At 71.6% G+C, this 22,388-nt stretch carries 23 protein-coding genes and 1 pseudogene; 11 read left to right on the top strand and 13 right to left on the bottom strand.

Annotated features, from left to right (window positions below):
• Positions 1-16 precede the first annotated feature (16 nt).
• Positions 17-823 carry a phytanoyl-CoA dioxygenase family protein gene (locus Raf01_RS05440; protein WP_203916607.1) on the bottom strand — a complete coding sequence of 269 codons (807 nt, stop codon included), beginning with the start codon at positions 821-823 and terminating at the stop codon, positions 17-19.
• Positions 824-862: 39 nt separating this feature from the next.
• Positions 863-1,141, bottom strand: a complete 279-nt coding sequence (locus Raf01_RS05435) for a hypothetical protein (RefSeq protein ID WP_203916606.1) — start codon at positions 1,139-1,141, stop codon at positions 863-865.
• 222 nt (positions 1,142-1,363) lie between these two features.
• Here Raf01_RS05435 and Raf01_RS05430 point away from each other — a divergent pair, with 222 nt between their 5' ends.
• The 4 genes and pseudogenes from Raf01_RS05430 to Raf01_RS49375 all read left to right on the top strand — a co-directional run.
• Positions 1,364-1,591 (top strand): winged helix-turn-helix domain-containing protein, encoded by a 228-nt coding sequence (locus Raf01_RS05430; protein ID WP_203916605.1) that lies wholly within the window; start codon positions 1,364-1,366, stop codon positions 1,589-1,591.
• A gap of 377 nt (positions 1,592-1,968) precedes the next feature.
• Positions 1,969-2,097: a hypothetical protein gene (locus tag Raf01_RS50500; RefSeq protein WP_275412957.1), complete on the top strand. Its 129-nt coding sequence runs from the start codon at positions 1,969-1,971 to the stop codon at positions 2,095-2,097.
• 589 nt (positions 2,098-2,686) lie between these two features.
• Positions 2,687-3,796, top strand: coding sequence for a glycosyltransferase (locus tag Raf01_RS05420; protein WP_203916604.1), 1,110 nt, complete (start codon positions 2,687-2,689; stop codon positions 3,794-3,796).
• Positions 3,797-3,867: 71 nt separating this feature from the next.
• Positions 3,868-4,134 (top strand): annotated as a pseudogene (locus Raf01_RS49375) (transposase); the annotation flags it as partial.
• Between the two features lie 155 nt (positions 4,135-4,289).
• On the opposite strand, the gene Raf01_RS05410 reads toward Raf01_RS49375, so the two are convergent.
• Positions 4,290-5,099 carry an MOSC domain-containing protein gene (locus Raf01_RS05410; protein WP_203916603.1) on the bottom strand — a complete coding sequence of 270 codons (810 nt, stop codon included), beginning with the start codon at positions 5,097-5,099 and terminating at the stop codon, positions 4,290-4,292.
• Positions 5,100-5,151: 52 nt separating this feature from the next.
• On the opposite strand from Raf01_RS05410, the gene Raf01_RS05405 reads away from it, so the two are divergent.
• The 6 genes from Raf01_RS05405 (at position 5,152) to hutH (ending at position 13,149) form a co-directional block, all read left to right on the top strand.
• On the top strand, positions 5,152-6,075 hold the full coding sequence (locus Raf01_RS05405; RefSeq protein ID WP_203916602.1) for a MurR/RpiR family transcriptional regulator: 924 nt from the start codon (positions 5,152-5,154) through the stop codon (positions 6,073-6,075).
• Positions 6,076-6,169: 94 nt separating this feature from the next.
• Positions 6,170-7,852 carry a urocanate hydratase gene (gene hutU / locus Raf01_RS05400; RefSeq protein ID WP_239133388.1) on the top strand — a complete coding sequence of 561 codons (1,683 nt, stop codon included), beginning with the start codon at positions 6,170-6,172 and terminating at the stop codon, positions 7,850-7,852.
• Entirely contained in the window at positions 7,849-9,036 is a 1,188-nt protein-coding gene (locus Raf01_RS05395) for an allantoate amidohydrolase (RefSeq protein WP_203916601.1), read from the top strand. The genes hutU and Raf01_RS05395 overlap by 4 nt, the downstream gene beginning before the upstream one ends.
• A complete protein-coding gene (locus tag Raf01_RS05390; RefSeq protein ID WP_203916600.1) occupies positions 9,033-10,385 on the top strand; it encodes a formimidoylglutamate deiminase in 1,353 nt (450 codons plus the stop codon). The genes Raf01_RS05395 and Raf01_RS05390 overlap by 4 nt, the downstream gene beginning before the upstream one ends.
• A gap of 77 nt (positions 10,386-10,462) precedes the next feature.
• Complete coding sequence (hutI, locus tag Raf01_RS05385) at positions 10,463-11,605, top strand: imidazolonepropionase (protein ID WP_203916659.1); 1,143 nt, start codon at positions 10,463-10,465, stop codon at positions 11,603-11,605.
• Complete coding sequence (hutH, locus tag Raf01_RS05380) at positions 11,602-13,149, top strand: histidine ammonia-lyase (protein WP_203916599.1); 1,548 nt, start codon at positions 11,602-11,604, stop codon at positions 13,147-13,149. Before hutI ends, hutH begins: the two co-directional genes overlap by 4 nt.
• Before the next feature lie 34 nt (positions 13,150-13,183).
• Here hutH and Raf01_RS05375 read toward each other — a convergent pair whose 3' ends face one another.
• From Raf01_RS05375 to murI, 8 genes are all read right to left on the bottom strand, one after another.
• Positions 13,184-13,651 (bottom strand): SAM-dependent methyltransferase, encoded by a 468-nt coding sequence (locus tag Raf01_RS05375; protein ID WP_239133387.1) that lies wholly within the window; start codon positions 13,649-13,651, stop codon positions 13,184-13,186.
• Position 13,652: 1 nt separating this feature from the next.
• Positions 13,653-14,237, bottom strand: coding sequence for an RdgB/HAM1 family non-canonical purine NTP pyrophosphatase (gene rdgB, locus Raf01_RS05370; RefSeq protein WP_203916598.1), 585 nt, complete (start codon positions 14,235-14,237; stop codon positions 13,653-13,655).
• Complete coding sequence (rph, locus tag Raf01_RS05365; RefSeq protein ID WP_203916597.1) at positions 14,234-14,962, bottom strand: ribonuclease PH; 729 nt, start codon at positions 14,960-14,962, stop codon at positions 14,234-14,236. Before rph ends, rdgB begins: the two co-directional genes overlap by 4 nt.
• Positions 14,917-15,786: an SGNH/GDSL hydrolase family protein gene (locus Raf01_RS05360; RefSeq protein ID WP_203916596.1), complete on the bottom strand. Its 870-nt coding sequence runs from the start codon at positions 15,784-15,786 to the stop codon at positions 14,917-14,919. The genes rph and Raf01_RS05360 overlap by 46 nt, the downstream gene beginning before the upstream one ends.
• The gene (locus tag Raf01_RS05355) at positions 15,783-17,078 is read right to left on the bottom strand and encodes a glycosyltransferase (protein ID WP_203916595.1); all 1,296 of its coding nucleotides are present in this window, start codon (positions 17,076-17,078) and stop codon (positions 15,783-15,785) included. The genes Raf01_RS05360 and Raf01_RS05355 overlap by 4 nt, the downstream gene beginning before the upstream one ends.
• A 28-nt stretch (positions 17,079-17,106) precedes the next feature.
• Positions 17,107-18,255, bottom strand: a complete 1,149-nt coding sequence (locus Raf01_RS05350; protein WP_203916594.1) for a glycosyltransferase family 4 protein — start codon at positions 18,253-18,255, stop codon at positions 17,107-17,109.
• A gap of 67 nt (positions 18,256-18,322) precedes the next feature.
• Positions 18,323-19,072 carry an MBL fold metallo-hydrolase gene (locus tag Raf01_RS05345; protein WP_203916593.1) on the bottom strand — a complete coding sequence of 250 codons (750 nt, stop codon included), beginning with the start codon at positions 19,070-19,072 and terminating at the stop codon, positions 18,323-18,325.
• Positions 19,073-19,202: 130 nt separating this feature from the next.
• Entirely contained in the window at positions 19,203-20,006 is an 804-nt protein-coding gene (gene murI / locus Raf01_RS05340; protein WP_203916592.1) for a glutamate racemase, read from the bottom strand.
• A 272-nt stretch (positions 20,007-20,278) separates the two neighbouring features.
• On the opposite strand from murI, the gene Raf01_RS05335 reads away from it, so the two are divergent.
• Positions 20,279-20,845 carry a hypothetical protein gene (locus tag Raf01_RS05335; protein ID WP_203916591.1) on the top strand — a complete coding sequence of 189 codons (567 nt, stop codon included), beginning with the start codon at positions 20,279-20,281 and terminating at the stop codon, positions 20,843-20,845.
• A 179-nt stretch (positions 20,846-21,024) separates the two neighbouring features.
• Here Raf01_RS05335 and Raf01_RS05330 read toward each other — a convergent pair whose 3' ends face one another.
• Together Raf01_RS05330 and Raf01_RS05325 are read right to left on the bottom strand one after the other, a co-directional pair.
• The gene (locus Raf01_RS05330; protein ID WP_203916590.1) at positions 21,025-21,990 is read right to left on the bottom strand and encodes a PLP-dependent cysteine synthase family protein; all 966 of its coding nucleotides are present in this window, start codon (positions 21,988-21,990) and stop codon (positions 21,025-21,027) included.
• A gap of 20 nt (positions 21,991-22,010) precedes the next feature.
• Positions 22,011-22,331, bottom strand: a complete 321-nt coding sequence (locus Raf01_RS05325) for a MoaD family protein (RefSeq protein ID WP_203916589.1) — start codon at positions 22,329-22,331, stop codon at positions 22,011-22,013.
• Positions 22,332-22,388: the final 57 nt, after the last annotated feature.

Raw genomic sequence — 22,388 nt, 5'->3', positions numbered from 1 at the left:
CCACGGAGCCCGGAGATCAGGCACGGCGGACCTCCTTGCCCAACATGAGGCGAGGAGCAGTGCCCGTGTCGGGTGAGCGGGCGTGAAATACGTGCAGATGGGTGACCACGACGTCGCCCGGCGATCCGGTCAGCTCGACGACCTGAACCGGCACGCCGTCGATCTCGCCCGCCTCACCGACCAGCGGCCGGCCGCGGTCCGGTAGACCGGCGCCGTCGAGAAGACGAGCCAACCACGGATAGCGACGCATGAACGCAAGCCAGTTCTCCCTGCCAGCACCGACCGGTGTCGGCAAGGTTTCCCGGTAGCGGTCGACCAGCCGATGCGTGCCGGACACCACCATCGTGCCGCCCCCTCGCGGGCCGACCTCACCGACGAACGCGAACAGCTTGACCGCCGGCACCGGCCACGTCGCATGGTCGAAACCGCAGTCCATGTGCCAGCCGTCCGGCAGGACCCACGGGTCCGGTTCGGGAAGCGAGAACAGGATCTGGGCACCGGGGCGCGGACGCCGCCAGCCGCCGGCCCCGAAGATCGCGTCCAGGGCATCGCTCACCGCTCGGTTGTCTACAAGTGGCCTGAACACCGGGTCGCGGCTCAATCCCTGCCAGTTCAGGACGGGCGAGCCCGCCCAACTGGCGGGGTCGGCAGGCCGAAGCCCGGCTTGGCTCTCGGCGTGCTGCCACATCGCGTTTCGCATGGCGGTCGCCTGGTCCGCAGTGAACGCGCTGTCGAGGCGGACGACTCCGGTGGCCTCGAAACGCGATCGGATATCGACCTCTTGCACGGCCCCAGTCTGCGGATCCCGTTGCTGCCGCGCCACCCAAAAACGACCGGTACACACCAGATCCCGTGCGGGTCTCTACTGGGCCCGCAGACCGCGCGCGTGCGTCAGCCAGACATGCTCCAGCTGCTCGGTGGTGGCGCTGTCGTAGCCACCGACCCTCGACTCGACTCGGTCGACGTACTCGTCCCACCACTGCTCGACGCTCAGGGTGGACGTCTTCGGGTCGCGCATGAGCCAGCCGGCGAACACGTCGTCCGCCACCACCTCGGTCAGGTCGTACTCACCGAGGTAACGGCCGGCGAGCAGTCCAACCCGCAGGCTCAGCTCGGTGCGCGCCGATCGCGCTGGGCGCATACCGGCCCCAAAGGCAACGGAAGCCACGGTGCCCGTCTCCAATCAGCGAAGTGCGATGGGGATCGTCAGAGCATCGATAGAGCCAGGGTTGGAAACCGGCCGCCGAGCGAGGTAGCCAACCGCATCCAGGTTAGGTTGCATAGATACCTAAGTCAACTTGAATGTTGTAGTTGAGCAACTGGCATGGTCAAATCGTGGTGCCGAGTGAGGAGCACCCATCACATGCCCGACAGGACGCCGGATTACCAGCGAGTGATCGATGGCATCACCCAGCTCATCACGAGTGGTCAGCTCAAGCCGGGTGACAAGCTTCCGACCTACGCCCAACTCGCTGACGAATACAAGGTCAGCGTCACCACCACACAGGCTGCGCTGCGGCTGCTGCGCGAGCGGGGATTGATCGAGGGGCACCAGGGCAAGGGCACGTACGTGTCGGAACCCGCGACGTAGCGTCCCGGGACACGACACCCGTCCATATTGGACAGACGATGCGGCGATCCGAAACGACCACCTTGCCCGGTCCAGACTCGGCCTGGTCGGCGATCGTGGCGTCCCCAGGCGGCGCCTCGACCGCCAGCTTGTCGTGAGGCACCGCAATACGCCGCTCGGGCCTGCGCACGGGGTGCGCGCTGTGCCACGCTCGACGCGAAGGAGGTGATGGCCATGATCGACCGCTTCACGGCACCGCTGCTGACTCCACTGGAGGCGGCCGAGCACGTCCAGATTCCGGAACGCACCGTGCATCGCTGGCTGAGCCAGAATGCGGCCGGGCATCCGCTCGTGCACAGCATCAAGCCTGTCGCGGCTCGCACACCAGCAGGAAATCAGTGGTCAACATCGACTGGCCGAGCAGAGCGTCGTACACCGCGCCGGACCGGATCACGGCACAGCAGGCCGAGTGCCGGGGCTGGCTCGGCCTGGCCCAGCGGCAACACCACAACGCGGTGATCGTGTAGGTCCGGCCCACCGCGGACACGTTCTGGCCATCACCGTACGAGCCCTGGTCGGAGTTCCTGGCCGGCACTACACCTATTTCGTCACCGCGCTCGACCGGCTTTACAACGAGAGCGTGCCGGGCCCGCCGAGCATCGGCCACCGACCCAGGAAATATCGATGAATGCCGTGGAATGCCCCACGGCTCTGGCACGAGCGGCCTTCCTTACAGACGACGACTAGCACCAAGAACCGTCATCGTCTACCGAGGAAGGCCGCGCTCGTCCACCGGCAGCCTCACCAGCCCCAATGAAAATCAACTTGCTGCAACCCTGCCGTTACTCCGCGCCCCTCAAGATCAGCAATGGTACGCTGCCAGACTATGAGCGATCGATATACTGAACAATGTAAATTCTTACGGGATATTGTTATGCAGTTGCGGAAGGAATCGCCCGTGGCACCGGAGAACGGTTCGGAATGGCTCAACAGGGTGTCGCCGCCCGCATGGAATGCGAATAACTCGTGGTGCCACCCAAACCCTGGAATCGGGATCGCCAGGGCGCGGACCCAGGCACGGATGTCCCGACAGTCCAGTTCGGCGAGAGTGGCGGCATGAAAATCGCGTTCCGCGGCCATCCGTACTTCGGGCACCTCTACCCGCTCATGCCGCTCGCCTACGCCGCCCGCGACGCCGGACACGAGGTCATCTTCCCGACGACAGGACCGTTTTCGAACCGGATCGCTGCGCTCGGCTTCTGTACGGTAGAGGCCGGCATACTGCTCGACGAGGCGAGACGGCGCCGGTTCGGCCGCCCTCTTGCGCCGACCGCCGACGACGACAACATGGTTTGGAACGTGGTAGGCGAATACTTCGCCGAGGCCGCGGTGGCCGTCGCAACCGACCTCCGTCAACTGCAGCCCGAACTCGCGATTGACCTTGTGGTGCACGAGGACACTGACCTTGGAGCTGCGGCCGCGGCCGCGGCAGCTGGCATCGCCTCGGTCTCGGTCGCAATCACCCGCTCGCTGGATCCGCACGTCGTCGAGGCGTTCCGCGGGCCAGTATTGCGCGAGCTTCAGGTACGGTTCGGTACCGTTCCGCGACCGGACGACCTGGTGCTGGACAGTTATCCGCCCAGCCTGCAGCGCCCCGCATTCCGCACCGATCCCCGCCGCGTACCCTTGCGCCCCGTGCCTTGGGCCGAGCCGTCACTACCCCTGCCGCCATGGGTCGGCACCCGGGACCGCAAATTGATTTTTGTAACCCTCGGAACGGTGGCCGGGACAATCGAGACCATGCAGTTGATCATCGATGGCCTGGCCCCACTGGACGCCGACATCCTGGTCGCTACAGGCGCAAACGACCCCGCGTTCTTGGCCGCGTTACCGGACAATGTCCATGTAGAGACCTTCGTGCACCAGGCGAACCTCGTGCCGCACATAGATCTCATGGTCCATCACGGCGGCGGCGGGACGACCTCCAGCGCCTGGGTGCATGGTGTCCCGCAACTCGTGCTGCCCGACGGCGCTGATCGGTTCCTCAACGCCGAGGCCGTCGCTGCCTCAGGCGGCGGGATCGAGCTGCGAACCCCAACCCCTGAGCTAATCGCGACGTCGGCACGTCTCCTGCTTGACGACCCCGCTTACCGGCGGTCCGCTGGAGCCGTGCGCGACGAGCTCGCCGCGCTGCCCGAACCCGCCGCTGTGCTCTCCACCCTTTAAGAGTTCCTAACAGAAATGTTGTATGTCACGTTCCGGAATCCGTGCGCGTGGTTCGTGCTGTTCCTGCTGGTATGAGGAAGGGTGAGCATCCACCGTGGATCGTGCCAGACGACCTGTGGGCGCGTATCGAGCCACTGCTACCGGTCCCACCTCGTAACCCACGCCATCCCGGACGCAAACGGCTGGACAACCGCAAAGTGCTGCAGGGCATCCTGTTCGTGCTGCCCACCGGTATCCAGTGGGAGTACCTGCCCCAGGAGTTGGGCTTCGGGTCCGGGATGACCTGCTGGCGGCGGCTGGCCGAGTGGATCACCGCCGGGGTGTGGCAGCGGCTGCATGATGGTGGGTAGTTGAACGAACGATCGCCTGGTACCACGGCATGAAACGGCTACGTATCCGATGGGAACGCCGCGACGACATCCACGAAGCTTTCCTCGGACTCGCCACCTGCATCATCACGTACCGACACGTCGCACGACTCTGTTAGGAACTCTTAGTCCAGAACGGTGACCTGGTCGCCGACCCGGATCTCGCCGGTGCCGTCCGGGATGAGGTTCAGGCCGAACAGCAGTCCCTGGTCGACGTTGCGGTGCCGGGCCAGCGTGCGCAGCGGCTCGCGCCCGCGCGCCCCGGTCTCCTGGTCGGTGGTCGTGATCACACACCGGTCGCACGGCTTGGGCGCCCGGAACGTGACCGAGCCGATCCGGATCCGCCGGCCGAGCCAGCCGTCCTCGGCCCAGGCCGGCGCCCCCTCCACCACGACGTTGGGCCGGAACCGGGTCATCGGCAGCGGCCACTCGGCCGGGCACTCCTCGGCCAACCAGTCGTTCACCGCGGCCAGCGACGCGGTGTTCGCCAGCAGCAGCGGGTACCCGTCGGCCAGGCTGACCCGGTCGTCCGGGTTGGCGTACTCCGGGTTGACCGGCCGGCGAGTCGGGTCGTCGAGGTAGTAGAGGCGCACCTTGCGCTCCAAGACGGTGGACAGCCACACGTCCGCCTCGTCACCGGCGCGGCTGAGGTCGACCGTGGTGCGCCAGACCTTGACCGGATCCAGGTCGCCGGGCTCCGCCGGTACCGTCAGCTCGCCCGCGCCCTCGTGTCGCAGCACCAGCGCCCCTTCGGCGAGGACCGGCCGGATCTGGGTCAGCCGTGGCTCCTCCCGCTGGGTCAGCATCCGACCCTGTTCGTCGGTGATCAGCCAGCGCCGGTCGCCGGCCAGTCCCCACAGCCGGACGTCGGCGCGCTCGTGTTCGAGCCGGTGGCAGCTCTTGACCGGGTAGGTGGCGATGGCCCCGAGGTGCATGAACCGAGGGTACCGGTTGACGTGTGAATAAAAGTCTGCATACATTCGCCGGGTGAATGACGGCTTGCTGCGGCTGGTGGACGGGGTGCGGCTGACTCCGACCCAGCGGCGCATCGCGCAGTGCCTGCTGGACCGGCCGGTGGACGCCGCTTTTCTGTCCAGTAACGAGGTTGCCGAGCTGGCCCGGGTCAGCCAGCCGTCGGTGACGCGTTTCGCGATGGCTCTCGGATTCGACGGGTACCCGGCGCTGCGTCGCGCCCTGCGCGACCCGGGACCGTCGGGCCTGACTCGCCCGGCCGGCCAGGCCACCCCCTCCAGTCTGGCCGGCCCGTCGAGTCAGGCGCACGGGTCCGACCCCGGTGACTTCGCGGCGCTGGACACCGCACCGCGCAACGAGCTGCAGCACGCGATCGACGGCGAGCTGGACAACCTGGGGCGGCTCGCCGACCGGCTAGCCGAGGGCGGCCCCGACCGGGCGGCCGTCGAGGCGGCCGGGAAACTGCTCATCGCCAGCCCCGCGCTGCCCGTCCTCGGGCTGCGCGCCGCCGCGCCGATGGCCACCTATTTCGGGTACTTCGCCGCCAAGATCCACCCCGATGTCCGAGTCTTCGATCAGGGCGGCACCCTGCTGGACGACCGCATCGAGCAGGCCCGCGCGGCCGGCGCGACGGCCATGCTCGCCGTCGTCCTGCCCCGGTACCCGAAGGAGGCGCTCGACGCGCTCGACACCGCTCGGGCTGCCGGGCTCTCGCTGGTCGTGCTGACCGATTCGCCGATCAGCCCCGCCGCCGCGGTCGCGGATGTCACGCTGAGCGCGGCGGTCGGCGCCCGGCTGGTCTTCGACCTGCACGTCGCCCCGATGGCGCTCGCCATGATCCTGCTCCAGGCGATGTGCGACGCCGCCCCGGCGACCACCCAGGCTCGGCTGGAGCAGTTCGAGTCGTCCGCCGCCCGGCGCAACGTATTCGTCCGTTAGGCCGCCAGGCCCGCCTGGTTTGTGGGCGGGCCGGTCAAGCGGCCGGAACATGATGAGACCAGCAGCGGGTCCGCTGGCCAGACAGGAGTTCACCGTGAACACGATCCGTGCCCCGAGGGGCACCACGCTGACCGCTCGCGCCTGGCCGCAGGAGGCCGCGCTGCGGATGCTCCAGAACAACCTCGACCCCGACGTTGCCGAGCGGCCGGAGGACCTGGTGGTCTACGGCGGCACCGGCCGGGCCGCCCGGGACTGGCCGTCGTACCACGCGCTGATCCGCACGCTGTCCACCCTGGAGAGCGACGAGACGATGCTGGTGCAGTCGGGCAGGCCGGTCGGCGTGTTCCGCACCCACGAGTGGGCTCCCCGGGTGTTGATCGCCAACTCCAACCTGGTCGGCGACTGGGCCAACTGGCCGGAGTTCCGCCGGCTGGAGAAGCTCGGGCTGACCATGTACGGGCAGATGACCGCCGGATCGTGGATCTACATCGGTACCCAGGGGATCCTGCAGGGCACGTACGAGACGTTCGCGGCCGTCGCGGAGAAGCGATTCGGCGGCACCCTCGCCGGTACCCTGACGCTCACCGCCGGCTGCGGCGGCATGGGCGGCGCGCAGCCGCTGGCGGTCACCATGAACGGTGGAGCCTGCCTCATCATCGACGTCGATCCGGCCCGGCTCGCCCGCCGGGTGGCCACCCGGTACCTGGACACCGTAGCGTCCACTGTGGACGATGCGGTGGCGCTCGCGGTCGCGGCGAAGCGGGAACGCCGGGCGCTGTCCGTCGGGGTGGCCGGCAACGCCGCCGTCCTCGTGCCGGAGTTGCTGGCCCGCGGCGTACCGGTGGACATCGTGACCGACCAGACCTCGGCGCACGACCCGCTGGCCTACGTACCGATCGGGATCGAGCCGGACGACGCGCCGGACTACGCCGCGAAGAAGCCCGAGGAGTTCACCGACCGGGCCCGTGCCTCGATGGCCGCGCACGTGGCCGCGATGGTTGGCTTCCAGAACGCCGGAGCCGAGGTCTTCGACTACGGCAACTCGATCCGGGGCGAGGCGCTGGCCGGCGGGTTCGGCGACGCGTTCGCGTTCCCCGGCTTCGTGCCGGCCTACATCCGGCCACTGTTCTGTGAGGGCAAGGGCCCGTTCCGGTGGGCGGCGCTGTCCGGCGACCCGGCCGACATCGCGACCACCGACCGGGCGATCCTGGACCTGTTCCCGGAAAACGAATCGCTGGCCCGGTGGATCCGGATGGCCGGCGAGCGGGTCGCGTTCCAGGGGTTGCCGGCCCGGATCTGCTGGCTCGGGTACGGCGAGCGGGACCGCGCCGGCCTGCGCTTCAACGAACTGGTCGCCGACGGCAGCCTCAAGGCGCCGATCGTCATCGGGCGGGACCACCTGGACACCGGTTCGGTCGCCTCGCCATATCGGGAGACCGAGGCGATGGCCGACGGCTCGGACGCGATCGCGGACTGGCCGCTGCTCAACGCGATGCTGAACACCGCGTCCGGCGCGTCCTGGGTGTCCATCCACCACGGCGGCGGCGTCGGCATCGGGCGCTCCATCCACGCCGGCCAGGTCACCGTCGCCGACGGCACCGAGCTGGCCGCGCAGAAGATCGAGCGGGTACTGACCAACGACCCCGGAAGTGGCGTCATCCGGCACGTGGACGCCGGGTACGAACGGGCCACCGAGGTGGCGGAGACGCACGGCGTGCGCATCCCGATGCGGGAGTCCGGTTCCTGGGAGTCCACTGTGGACGAGGCGGGCGCGTGAAGCCGGAACGGTTCGCCTCGCTGTGGGGCACGCTCGCGCCGATCGGCCGCGGCGCGCACGGATACCACCGGTTCGCCTGGTCGCCGCCGGAGCTTGCCTGCCGGGACTGGTTCGCCGAGCAGGCGGCCGAGCGCGGAATGCCGGTGGAGACCGACCGCAACGGCAACCTGTGGGCCTGGTTGGGCGATCCGGGTGCCGGCGACGCGGTGGTCGCCGGGTCGCACTTCGATTCGGTACCGGGTGGTGGCGGCTATGACGGCCCGCTCGGCATCGTCTCCGCGTTTCTCGCGCTGGACCTGCTCCGCGAGCGCGGCCTGACGCCGGCGAGACCGGTCGGGGTGGCCGCGTTCGCCGAAGAGGAGGGCTCCCGGTTCGGTATCGCCTGCCTCGGATCCCGGCTGATGTGTGGCGCGCTCGATCCGGAGCGGGCGGCGGCGCTGCGCGACCCGGACGGCGTTTCGCTGGCCGAGGCGAGCGGCCTGGACCCTGCCGGGTTCGGCCCGGACCCGCAGCGGCTGGCCGGCATCGGCGCGTTCGTCGAGCTGCACGTCGAGCAGGGCCGGGCGCTGACCGCCCCGGTCGGCGTGGCCAGCGCCATCTGGCCGCACGGGCGCTGGCGGCTGGAGTTCGCCGGTGAGGGCAACCACGCCGGCACCACCCTGATGGCCGACCGTCACGACCCGATGCTCACCTTCGCCTACACCGTGCTGGCAGCCAACAAGGAGGCCCGGCTGCGGGGCGGTCACGCCACGATCGGGCGGGTGGCGGCCGTACCCAACGCCACGAACGCGATCCCGGCGTCGGTGACTGGGTGGCTGGACGCCCGCGCGGCCGATCAGTCCACATTGGACGGCCTGGTCGAGGCGGTCACGGTACGGGCGACGGAGCGGGCCGGCCGGGACGGCACCTCGGTCGCGGTCACCGCCGAGTCGGTGTCCCCGGTGACCGGGTTCGACGCGGCCCTGCGCGACCGGCTCGCCGCCCTGCTCGGCGGCGTACCCGTGTTGCCGACCGGGGCCGGGCACGACGCCGGGGTGCTGGCCACCCGGGTGCCGACCGCGATGCTGTTCGTCCGCAACCCGACCGGGGTGTCCCACGCCCCCGGCGAGTACGCGACCGATGAGGACTGCGCCGCCGGGGTGGGCGCGCTGGCCGACGTGCTGGCCGAGTTGGCGTGCCGATGACCGCTCCGGCGAGATACCACGCGGAGTACGCCTGGCTCGGCGGCCAGACGCCGGTCCGCGACGTGCTCATCGAGGTGGTTGACGGGGTCATCGCGCAGGTCCGGCCGGCGCCACCCGGCACCGCCGCGACCAGGCTGCCCGGGCTCACGCTCCCCGGCCTGGCCAACGCGCACTCGCACGCGTTCCACCGCGCCCTGCGCGGCCGTGCTGGCTCGGCCCGTGTGGCGCCGCCCGGCGCAGACCAGTCACCCGGCAATTTCTGGACCTGGCGCGAGGGCATGTACGCGCTCGCCGACCGGCTCGACCCGGACTCCTACCACCGGCTGGCCCGCGCCGTTTACGGCGAGATGGCGCTGGCCGGCATCACCGCCGTCGGCGAGTTCCACTACCTGCACCACGCACCCGGCGGCGCCCGGTACGCCGACCCGAACGCGATGAGCGACGCGCTGGTGGCCGCGGCCGCCGAGGCCGGTATCCGGATCACCCTGCTCGACACCCTGTACCTGACGTCCACAGTGGACGGCGATCCGTTGGAGGGCACGCAGCTGCGCTTCGGGGACGGCGCCCTGGACGGCTGGGTGGCCCGCGCGTCCGGGCTCCGGCTCGGGCCGCACGCCCGGCGGGGCGCGGCCATCCACTCGGTACGGGCGGTGCCGGCCGAGACGATCGGTGGGTTCGTCGCCGCCACCGAGGGGCTGCCGGTGCACGCGCACCTGTCCGAACAGCCGGCCGAGAACGAGGCGTGCCTCGCCCGGTACGGTCGCACGCCGACCGAGCTGCTCCACTCGTACGGCGCCCTGCACCCCGGTACCACCGTGGTACACGCGACCCATCTGTCCGAAGTGGACAGTACCCTGCTCGGCGACACCGGTACGGCGGCTTGCTTCTGCCCGACCACCGAACGTGATCTCGCCGACGGCATCGGGCCGGCCCGCACGCTGGCCGACGCCGGCAGTCCGCTGTGCCTGGGCAGCGACTCGCACGCCGTGGTCGACCTGTTCGAGGAGGCCCGGGCGATGGAGCTGGACGAGCGGTTGCGCACCCGGCGGCGCGGGCACTTCTCCCCCGCCGAACTGCTCACCGCCGCGACGGCAGCGGGACACCGGGCGATCGGCTGGCCGGACGCCGGGACGCTCGCTGTCGGCAAGCGGGCCGACCTGGTGACCGTCGACCTCCACTCGGTCCGGACGGCGGGATCCGAGCCGCTGGCCGGGGCCGTCCTGGCCGCCACGGCGGCGGACGTCACCCACGTGGTGGTCGACGGCCGACCGGTGGTCCGGGACGGCCGGCACGTGAGCCTGGACGTCGCGGGCGAGCTGCGGGCCGCGATCGAGGCGGTGACCCGATGAGCGGCGACGCACAGAGCAGCGCGACGGACAGCGGCGCAGAAAGCGGCGCGACGGGCAGCGAGGCCAAGAGCAGCGCGATGGGCAGTCTCCTCATCGACGGCATCGGCGAGCTGACCACGCACGGTCCACAGGGGACGCTCACCGGCGCCGCGCTGGTCATCGTTGACGGCCGGGTCGCCTGGGTTGGGCCGTCGGAGGCGGCGCCGGCCGCCGACCGGCGGATCGACGCGGCCGGCCGGGCGGTCATTCCGGGCTTCGTGGACAGCCACGCTCACCTGGTGTTCGCCGGTGACCGGGCCGCCGAGTTCGCCGCCCGGATGGCCGGCGAGCCGTATACCGGGGGCGGGATCCGCACCACCGTCGCGGCCACCCGGGCCGCCTCCGACGACGCCCTGCGCGCGAACGTCGGCCGGCTGGTCGCCGAGGCGCGCCGGCAGGGCACCACGACCGTCGAGGTGAAGAGCGGGTACGGGCTCACCTCCAAAGAGGAGTCTCGGGCGCTGCGCATCGCCGGCGAGTTCACCACGGAGACCACGTACCTCGGTGCCCACGTGGTGCCCGAGGGCGTGCCGGCCGACGAGTACGTTCGGCTGGTCTGCGGTCCGATGCTCTCGGCCGCCCGCCCGTACGCGCGCTGGATCGACGTCTTCTGCGAACGTGGCGCGTTCGACCCCGACCAGGCTCGGGAGATCCTCCGCGCCGGCCTCGCCGCCGGCCTCGGTACCCGGATCCACGCCAACCAGCTCGGCCCCGGCGAGGGGGTACGGGTGGCCGTCGAGTCGGACGCCGCCAGCGCCGACCACTGCACCCACCTGTCCCCGGCCGACATCGACGCGCTCGCCGGCTCCGGTACGGTCGCCACACTCCTGCCGGGTGCCGAGTTCTCCACCCGGTCGCCGTACCCGGACGCCCGAGCCCTGCTCGACGCCGGAGCCACCGTCGCCCTGGCCACCGACTGCAACCCGGGGTCGTCATACACCTCGTCGATGCCGTTCTGTATCGCGCTCGCGGTACGGGAGATGCGCATGACGCCCGCCGAGGCGCTGTGGGCCGCCACCGCCGGAGGCGCCCGCGCGCTGCGCCGGGACGACATCGGGCACCTCGACGTCGGCGCCCGCGCCGATCTGTCCATCGTGGACGCACCGAGCCATGTCCACCTGGCCTACCGGCCGGGAGTACCACTGATTCACCAGGTAATTCAGGGCGGAGAACCGATATGACCAGCACCACCACCATCGCCGTCGGACCCACCGGGTTGTCGCCCGCCGAGGTGGTCGCGACCGCCCGTCGCGGCGCCCGGGTCGAACTGGACCCGGCCGCGCTCGACGTGATGACCACCAGCCGGCAGATCGTCGACGCCATCGAGCGGGACGGCCGCCCGGTCTACGGGGTCTCCACCGGCTTCGGGGCGCTCGCCGACACGTCGATCGCGCCGGAGCGCCGGTCCGAACTCCAGCACGCCCTGATCCGCTCGCACTCCGCCGGGATCGGCGCGCCCATGCCACGCGAGGTGGTCCGGGCGATGATGCTGCTGCGGGTACGTTCGCTGGCCATGGGCCGGTCGGGAGTCCGGCCGCTGGTCGCCCAGGCGCTGGTCGACCTGCTCAACCACGACGTCACCCCGTGGGTGCCGGAGCACGGATCGCTGGGCGCCTCCGGCGACCTGGCGCCGCTGGCGCACTGTGCACTGGTGTTGCTCGGTGAGGGCTGGGTGCTCGGCGAGGACGGCTCCCGGGTGGCCGGCGACGAGGCGCTACGCCGGGCCGGGCTGCGGCCGATCCGGCTGTCCGCCAAGGAGGGGCTGGCGCTCATCAACGGCACCGACGGCATGCTCGGAATGCTGCTGCTGGCCGGCGCTGACGCGGCCCACCTGTTCAGCATGGCGGACCTGACCGCGGCGCTGTCCATCGAGGCGATGCTGGGCAGCGACCGGCCGTTCCAGCCTGAGCTGCACACCATCCGGCCGCATCCCGGCCAGGCGGTCTCGGCAGCGAACATCCTCCGGCTGCTCCAGGATTCGTCCATCATGGACAGTCACCGGCACGACATGTCGCACGCGGTGCAGGACGCGTACTCGATGCGGTGCGCGCCGCAGGTCGCCGGCGCGGCCCGGGACACCCTGGACTTCGTGACCGCGGTGGCCGGCCGCGAACTTGTGTCCGTTGTGGACAATCCGGTGGTGCTGCCGGACGGCCGGGTGGAGTCGACCGGCAACTTCCACGGTGCGCCGCTGGGCTTCGCGGCGGACTTCCTGGCCATCGCCGCCGCCGAGGTGGGCGCGATCTCCGAGCGCCGGGTGGACCGCCTGCTCGACGTGTGCCGGTCCCGGGACCTGCCGCCGTTCCTCAGCCCGGACGCCGGGGTCAACTCGGGGCTGATGATCGCGCAGTACACCGCGGCGGGGATCGTCGCCGAGAACCGGCGGCTGGCCGGCCCGGCGAGCGTGGACTCACTGCCCACCAGCGGCATGCAGGAGGACCACGTGAGCATGGGCTGGGCGGCCACCCGCAAGCTGCGTACCGTGCTGGACAACCTGACCAGCCTGCTCGCGGTCGAGCTGCTGGCCGGAGTGCGGGGGCTTCAGCTGCGTGCCCCGCTGGTCGCCTCGCCCGCGGGGCGGATCGCGATGGCGGCGGTGACTCCGTTCGCCGGTGAGCCGGGGCCGGACATCTACCTCGCTCCGGTGCTGGAGGCCGCCCGCGACCTCATCCGCGGCACCGAGCTGCGTACCGCCGTCGAGGAGGCCGCCGGCCCGCTGCGCTGAGAGGCACCGCGGGCACCGCTCTAGCGAGCGCCGCTCACCAGTACCCGCGCATCAGCTCGCGCGACCACTCCGGCTGGCGCACCGGGCCGCGCGGGCCGAACTCCTCCAGGTACGGCTTGATGTCCAGCACCGGCGTGCCGTCGATCGCGTCCAGCCCACGCACCCGCAGCCGGAGCCCGTCGACACCGGCCAGCTCGCAGCGGGTCACCCCGATCCGGTTCGGCCGGTTCTTCGCCCGTTGGGCGAGGATGCCCACCAGCGGCCACTCCGGGTTGCCGCGCGGGCGCCGGGCCCCGGTCTGCACGCCGGCCGGGTCCACCCGGTCGAACACGTACACGACCTCGATGTGCGAGAACTCGTCCAGCCCGGCGACCGCGTCCGGGCCGACCTGCGACCCGTCGAGCACGATCGCGGTGGACACCGCGTCCCAGTCGTCGTCGATCGCCTCGTCGCGAGTGGACTCCACCCGGCCGATCGGCCGCATGTCGAACGAACCGGCCACCTCAGAGTTCCCCGGTGATGATGCCGGCCAGCGCCCGGAACGCCTTGCCCCGGTGGCTGATCGCGTCCTTCTCGCCGGGCGACAGCTCGGCGTTCGTGCGGGTCTCACCGTCGGCCACGAAGATCGGGTCGTACCCGAACCCGCCCTCCCCGCGCGGCTCGTGGATGAGCCGGCCGGACATCTCGCCGCGCACCGTCCACTCCCGACCGTCGGGCAGCGCCAGCGCCGCCGCGCACACGAACGACGCGCCCCGCGCCCCGTCCGGTACGTCGCCGATCTGCGCCAGTACGAGCGACAGGTTGGCCAGGTCGTCGCCGTGCCGGCCGGACCAGCGCGCGGAGAACACGCCCGGCATCCCGTTCAACGCGTCCACGGCGAGCCCGGAGTCGTCGGCGACGGTGGGCAACCCGGTGCGCGCCGCGCCCTCCCGCGCCTTGATGAGGGCGTTGTCCTCGAAGGTCAGCCCGCTCTCCGGCACCTCCTCGTAGGCCGGCACGTCGGCGAGGCCGACGAGCGCGACGTCGATGAGGATGCGTTGCAGTTCGACGAGCTTCTTCGTGTTGCGCGTGGCGAGCAGGATCTTCACGAAGCCAGTGCCTTGCGCTGCAACTCGGCCAGCGCCGCGCAGCCGGCCGCGCCGAGGTCGACCAGGTTGTCGAGTTCGGCGCGCTTGAACACCGCCTGCTCGCCGGTGCCCTGCACCTCGACGAACTCGCCGTTGCCGGTGCAGACGATGTTCATGTCCACGTCGGCGATGACGTCTTCCTCGTAGCAGAGGTCGAGCCGGGGCTGGCCGCCGATGATGCCTACGCTGACCGCGGCCACCGACCGGTGCAGCGCTTCTTCCGGCTTGCCGGACAGCGCGTGCTGCCGGGCCAGCCAGCCGACCGCGTCGGCCACCGCGACGTAACCGCCGGTGATGGCCGCGGTGCGGGTGCCGCCGTCGGCCTGCAACACGTCGCAGTCGACCATGATGGAGTTTTCACCGAGCGCGGACAGGTCCAGGCAGGCGCGCAGGCTGCGGCCGATCAGGCGGGAAATCTCGTGGGTGCGCCCACCGATGCGACCCTTCACGCTCTCCCGGTCGGAGCGGGTGGTGGTCGCCCGGGGCAGCATCGCGTATTCCGCGGTGATCCAGCCGAGGCCGGAACCCTTGCGCCAGCGGGGCACCCCCTCGGTGACGCTCGCGGTGCACAGCACCCGGGTCGCGCCGAACTCCACCAGAACGGAGCCTTCCGGATGCATGCTCCAGTTGCGGGTCAGAGTCACCGGTCGCAGTTGGTCAGGGGTACGTCCATCGGGTCGGGCCATGCCGCAAGCCTAGTCCGCGTCAACGGGGTGCACAGCGCGGCGGTCACCTCCCGGGCCATCGAGTCGTCGAGCCGGTGCGCCAGCCCGCGCAGCCCGTACCACCACTCGGCGATCATCATCCCGCACAGGTACGGCACCAGATCGGTCGAGCGGTCCATCACCCACCGCACGCCCTTGGTGGCCATCCAGCGCAGTTCCGAGGTGAGCGTCGGAGGCGGGTTGGACGGCTCCGCGTCCGGCCACCGGGCCGGCGGGAGGCCGAGCAGGTCGGCGAACGACCGGGCCAGCAGCCGGTGCCCGCGCTCGCTGGGATGCAGCCGGTCCACGCTCCACATGCGACGCTCGTAGGTGGCCGGGTGCCGGGCGATGTCGACGTGCACCGCCCCGAAGCGCGTCGCCGCGGCGTCGGTCACCGCGTTGACCGCCCGGATCCGGCGGGCCAGCGGCCGGGCCAGCCCGTCCGGCAGGCGGAACATCCGCCCGGGATCGGGCATCCGCATGGTGAGCACGACCGCACCCTCCGCGCGCAGGGCGCCGAGCGTGCGCTCGATCGACGCGGCGACCCGGGCCACGTCAAACGAGCGGCGGAGGGTGTCGTTGACACCTACCACCACCGACGCGACGTCCGGGCGCAGCGCCAGGGCGCGGGGCAGCTGGTTGCGTTCCACGTCGCCGGTCAGCGCGCCGTTGACCGCCAGGTTGTGCAGCTCAGCGTCGGGCAGCGCGCCGGCCAGCAGCTCTGCCCAGCCGCGCCAGGCGCCGTTCGGCTGGGGATCGCCGACGCCGACCGTGATCGAGTCTCCGAGCGCCACGAACCGGGTCACGATGGAATTCCCGCCAATTCGTCGTCGTCATCCCAGCGACTGCTCGCACGCGTCGGCAGCGGTGCGCCCGCGCCCAGCGCCAGATCCGCACCCAGCGCCAGATCCGTGTCCAGACCCAGATCCGGGTCCAGTGCCAGATCCGCGTCTACCGCCAACCCGGGATCCGCGGCGAGGTCCGGGGCAGCGACCCCGGCGAGGCCGTGCGCCGCCAGGAACCCGGCCACCGCGTTCGGCCAGCCGAACTCCTCGGCCCGGCGGCGGGCCGCCGCCCGCCGGTGCCGGTCCGGCCGGCTCAGCACATCGCGTACCCCGTCGGCGAAGCCCTCGCCGCACACCGCGACCCCGGCCGTGCCGATCACCTCCGGCAACGCGCTCTCCGCGCTGACCACCACCGGGGTACCGCAGGCCAGCGCCTCCAGGGCGGCCAGCCCGAACGTCTCGACCGGCCCCGGCGCCAGTACCACGTCCGCCGAGGCGAGCAACCCGGCGAGCGTGGACCGGTCCGCGACGAAGCCGGCGAAGCGCACCGGCAGGCCCTCAGAGCGCCGGGCCAGCCGGTGGCGCAGCGGCCCGTCCCCGGCCACCACGAGCACCGCCGGCACCCCGGCGGCCCGCAGCTCCTGTACCGCCAGGATCGAGCGCTCCGGCTTCTTCTCCGGCGACAGGCGTCCACAGTGGACGATCAGTACCTCGTCGTCGCGGGCGTACCGGCGGCGTACCGCCAGCGACCGGGCGGACGGCGAGAACAGGTCCAGGTCCACCCCGAGCGGCACCCGCCGCAGGTTCGCGACCCCGAGCCGGGCGAACTCCGCCGCCGCCCAGTCCGTCGTGCAGATCACCGAGTTGTAGTGCATCGCGGTACGGGAGTTGAGCACGTCGGCCAGCGCCGCCGCCGGCCTGGCGAGCACCCGGCCGGCGAGCCCGAGCAGGCCGGCCACGCTCTCGTGCGACACCATCACCGAAGGCACCGCGTGGCGGCGCGCCCAGGCACCGGTCCAGCGCAGCGTGGTGCGGTCGGACACCTCCAGCCGGTCCGGGCGCAGCTCGTTCAGCAGCGCGGTCAGCCGGCGCCGGTCCACCAGCACCCGGTACCCGCCGGAGAACGGCAGCACCGGGCCGGGCAGCGTGATGACCCGGCCCTGATCCGTCATCTCGTCGGCTGCCTCCACCCCGGGTACCACCAGCACAGCCTCGTGCCCGGCGGCCAGGTACCCGGAGCCGAGGGCGCGCATCGCCGTGCGCAGTCCACCGGAGCGCGGTGCGACAAAGTTGGCGAGCCGCACGATTCTCATACCGATGCCCTGTTCGTCGCGGCGGCGGTCAGGCCGCGGCGGCCGGGGCGACGGCCGGCCGCGCCGCACCCAGTACGGCCTCGTAGTGTCCGATCAGCTCGTCGCCGATGGCGGCCCAACTGCGGCCCTCCACCAGCAGCCGGCCCGCCGCGCCCATCGACTGGCGCAGTCGGGCCGACGCGGCCAGCTCGGCCACCGCGTCGGTCAGCGCGGCCCCGGAGTGCGGCGGCACCAGGCACCCGGTCTCGCCGTCCACGACCAGGTCCACCGGGCCGCCGGCGGCCGGAGCCACCACCGGTACCCCGCTGGCCGCCGCTTCCTGCAACGTCTGCCCGAATGTCTCATACGGTCCACTGTGGACGAAGATGTCCAGGCTCGCGTAGAGCCGGGCGAGTTGCGCGCCCTGCCGCACGCCGAGGAACACCGCGTCCGGCAACGCCTGGCGCAGCGCCGCCTCCGCCGGGCCGCCGCCCACGATGGCCAGCCGCACGCCGGGCAGCTTCGACACCCCGGCGAGCAGATCGACCCGCTTCTCCACGGCCAGCCGGCCCACGTACCCGACCAGCACCTCGCCATTGGGCACCAGCGCCCGGCGGAGTGCCGCGCTGCGGTGCTTCGGGTCGAAGCGGGCCGTGTCGACCCCGCGCCGCCACAGCCAGACCCGCTCGACCCCGTGCGCGTGCAACGCGGTCGCCGACGCGGTCGAGGGGGCCAGGGTGCGGTCGGCCGCGTTGTGGATCCGGCGCAGCCACCGCCAGGCCGCCGCGCCGCCGAGTTCACGCATCCGGTACGCGGTCGCGTACGAGGGCACGTCCGTCTGGTACACGGCGACGGTCGGCAGCTTCAGGTGCTGCGCCACGGCGCTGCCCCGGGCGCCGAGGAAGAACGGGCCGGCCAGGTGCACCAGGTCGGTACCGTGGCCGATCAGCGCCTCGGTCAGCCGTCGGGTGGGCAGGCCGAGCCGGAACGTCGGGTACCCGGGCATCGGCAGCGAGGGGACCCGGACCACCGGGTACGGCAGCGGACCGGCTACCCTCGGCATGCCAGAGGCCGGCTCCGGGGCAACCACCAGGGGCCGGTGCCCCCGTTCCACCAGGTGCTCTGCGACGCGCACCACCGAGTGCGCGACTCCGTTGACGTCGGGCGGGAATGACTCTGTGATGATCGCGATGCGCATGCGCTCAAGGTGCGGGTACAGCCAGTGCAGCGGACCACATCGATCTGACGATTAAAAGAAGAAACCGTTATATCTCGTACCGCGCACCGGGACGCACCAGCTCAACCGGCCCGGCGAATGCCTCAGCGGCGGCGTGATAGGTCTCTTCTCCGTTGCCCCACGCGCTGATCAAGTGAGTCAGCAGCAGCCGCCCGACTCCGGCCTTGGTCGCCGCCTCGCCCGCCTCGCGGCCGGTCAGGTGCAGGTCCGGCGGGTTGACCGCGCCGTCGAGGTAGCTGGCCTCGCAGAGGAACACGTCCGCGCCGGCGGCCAGCCGGCCGAGCGCGTCGCACATGCCGGTGTCCGCCGAGTACGCGAGCACCCGGCCGGCGTGCTCCAGCCTGATCCCGTACGTCTCGACCGGGTGGTTGACCCGCTCCACGGTCACCGAGAACGGCCCCAGCTCGAACGTGCCCCCGGTCAGGGTCCGGAAGTCGTACACGTCGTCCAGCGGGCCCTCTTCCGGGCTCCAGTACGCCCCGCCCAACCGCTCCGCCGCCCCGGCCGGCGCGTAGAGGGGCATCCTCGGGTACGGCCCGTCCGGCGAGTACCGCCTGACGACCACGTACGAGCAGGCGTCGAGCATGTGGTCACAGTGCAGGTGCGACAGCATGATCGCGTCGAGGGTACGCATGTTGCCGTAGCGCTGGAGGGCGGACATCGACCCGGGGCCGAAGTCCATCATCAGCGCGAAGCCGTCGGCCTCGACCAGGTAGGCGGAGCACGCCGAGTCCGGGCCGGGAAAGCTGCCGGCACAGCCGAGCACAGTGAGCCTCACGACGGCCCATCCTTTCGGGCCGCTGCGGGAACACGGGCCTTTGCCGAAACACGGGCCTCCAGCGGAACGGCGGCCACGACCGCGGCGCCGCCCGAACGGCTCACGCCGACGCGCCGGCCCTGTGGAACGCTCACGCCGCCGCCTGGCTCAGCGCCGTGGCGGCCGCCTCCGGGCCGAGGAAGCGGTATGCCAGCTTGGCGAACACCGTCAGGTCCCCGGTGGCCAGGAAACGGTGCTCGGGGGGTGGTGCGTCGTCGGGACGGAAGAGGTCGTGCTCGTTCAGCACCCGGTACACGTCCTTCGCCGTCTCGTCGGCGCTCGACACCAGCGTGACCGAATCCCCCATGACCAGCCCGATCACGCCGGCGAGCAGCGGGTAGTGCGTGCAGCCGAGCACCAGGGTGTCCACGTCGGCCCGCTGCAACGGCTCCAGGTAGCCGCTGGCCAGGCCGAGCAACGCCCGGCCCGAGGTGATCCCCCGCTCGACGAAGTCCACGAATTGCGGGCAGGCCACCTGGGTCACGGTCGCCTGCGGCGCCGCCGCGAACGCGTCCCCGTAGGCCCCGCTGGTGATCGTCGCCGTGGTGCCGATAACGCCGATCTTGCCGTTACGGGTGGCCGCGGCGGCCCGGCGCACGGCCGGCCGGATCACTTCGACCACCGGGACCGGATAACGCTCACGGGCATCCGACAGGCACGCCGCCGATGCGCTGTTGCACGCGATGACGAGCATCTTGACGCCCTGCTCGACCAGCTGATCGAGGCAGCGAAGCGCGTACCGGCGCACATCCGCGATCGGCTTCGGCCCGTACGGCAAGTGGGCGGTATCCCCCACATATCGCACCTGCTCGTGCGGCAATTGGTCGAGTATCGCCCTGGCCACGGTCAGACCGCCGACGCCGGAGTCGAAGATGCCGATCGGCGCTTCCGTCACGGAGGGCAAGCCTACGCTGTGCGATGCCCCCTCCCGGAGGCCCGACGGGAAAGATGTCGCTAACGTGACAGGCTGGCGGACGGCCCGATGGACGGCGGCACGCTTCGAGCGTGGCTCGTTACAAAGGGTGATAAGTGCCGCCGGACGAGGTGTTCCGGACGACCGAGGAAGTGTGAGCCGTGCCATCTGACGCCACTCAACAATCCCCAGCTCGCCCCGTAACCGTGCCACCGGCCCGGCCTTCCGGGACCGCTGGCGCAGCCCAGCCCTCCATGCCCACGGCCGGCGGACCGGCCGGCCAGGCCACCCACCCCACCGGTACCGGCATTCCCGCGCCCCGGGAGGCGGCCTCCGCGGCCCGGGCCGGCGCCGCCACGACCGGCGGCAGCGGGTCGGCCACGGCAACCGGAGCCGGTGGCCCGGCCGCCGGTGACGGGGAGGCCACGGGCACCCAGGCGACGTCCGCGACCGACCGGGGCGGCCTGACCGCGCTGGCCGCCGCGCTGCGCTCGATGACCGCGGCCCGGCCGATCGTCGCGGTGGCCGGGAAGACGGCGCCGAACAAGTCGCCGTCCGGGCGCCCGCTCGTGATGCTGTGCCTGTGGGCCATCATGCTCGGGCTCGTCGGACTGGGCATCGGCGTACGCGGACTGGTGGTCATCATCGCCAGCCACCCGGCGTCCTGGTTCAAGCCGACCCTGATCATCAGCGGCCTGGGCGGGATCCTGCTGACCGCGTGCGGGTTCGTGACCGCCCGGCGCGGGATACTGCCCTGGGTGTTCCTCGGCGCCGCGACCGTGGTCCTGATCGTCTCGGTGGTGTTCTCATCCGCCGTATGAGCCGACCGTCATGAGCCGATCGTCGCCGTCCGCGCGCCCGCCGGGCGGCGACGACATTTCGGGCGGGTCAGTGGGCTGGGTCAGCGCGCCGGCCGGCCGACGCCGGTCGGGTCAGCCGCGGCGCGGACCGGCCGTCAGGCGACCGGCCGTCAGGCGACCGGCCGTCAGGCGACCGGCCGTCAGGCCCAGAGCTGACCCTCCAGGGCCTCCTCGGCCTCGCTGAGGGTGCCGCCGTACGCGCCCGTCGACAGATACTTCCAGCCGGCGTCGGCGACCAGGAACGCCACGTCGGCGCGGCGCCCCGCCTTGAGCGCCTCGTGCGCGACCGCGAGCGCCGCGTGCGCCACCGCCCCGGTGGAGAACCCGACGAACAGCCCCTCGGTCTCCACCAGCTGCCGGGTGCGCAGGACCGCGTCCTGGGTGCCGACCGAGAACCGCCGGGTCAGCACGGTCGCGTCGTACAGCTCGGGGACGTACCCCTCGTCGATGTTGCGCAGCCCGTAGACCAGCTCGCCGTACCGCGGCTCGGCCGCGATGATCTCGATCTCCGGGTTCTTCTCGCGCAGGTACCGGCCGGTGCCCATGAGCGTGCCGGTGGTGCCCAGCCCGGCCACGAAGTGCGTGATCGTGGGCAGGTCGCGCAGCAGCTCGGGACCGGTCGTCTCGTAGTGGGCGCGGGCGTTGGCCTCGTTGCCGTACTGGAACAGCATCACCCAGTCGGGGTGCTCGGCCGAGATCTGCTTCGCCCGCGACACCGCCATGTTGGAGCCGCCGGCGGCCGGCGAGAAGATGATCTCGGCACCATACATCCGGAGGAGTTGGACCCGCTCGGCGGAGACGTTCTCCGGCATCACACAGACCAGCCGATATCCCCGCAGCTTCGCGACCATGGCCAGCGAGATGCCGGTGTTGCCGCTGGTCGGCTCCAGGATCGTGTCACCCGGCCGGAGCCGGCCCGCCTCTTCCGCGGCGCGCACCATCCACAGCGCGGCGCGGTCCTTGACCGACCCGGTCGGGTTGCGGTCTTCCAGCTTCGCCCACAGCCGCACCTGTGGGGCGCCGGGCGTTGCGGCCGGCGACAGCCGCGGCAGGCCCACTAGAGGCGTACCCCCGCAGGCGTCCAACAGACTCTCGAACCGCGCCATCCCGGCACCCCCTCCGGCGATCAGCGCAGGTTGTCGGCCAGCGCCTCGACCGCGGCGAACGCCAGCGCGCCACCGGCCACGGCGGGCAGGATGGTCACCGTGTCGCCGTCGTTGAGCTTGGCGTCCAGCGCGCCCAGGAACCGCACGTCCTCGTCGTTGATGTAGACGTTGACGAACCGGTGCAGGGCACCCTCGTCGGTGATCAGGCGCGCGCGCAGGCCGGAGTGGCTGGCGTCCAGGTTGGTGAGCAGGTCGGCGATGGTGTCGCCGGTGCCTTCGACGACCTTCGCGCCGCCGGTGTACTGGCGAAGAATGGTGGGGATGCGAACCTCGATGGCCATGATCTGGTACTCCTCGGGATCAGACAGGAAGCGGGACGTGGACTGGTATTCGCAACG

It is taken from the genome of Rugosimonospora africana (genome assembly GCF_016862975.1).
In the GTDB taxonomy this organism is placed as follows: domain Bacteria; phylum Actinomycetota; class Actinomycetes; order Mycobacteriales; family Micromonosporaceae; genus Rugosimonospora; species Rugosimonospora africana.
Note: the sequence above shows the minus strand (reverse complement) of the source record. Positions and strands in the feature narration are given on the sequence as shown.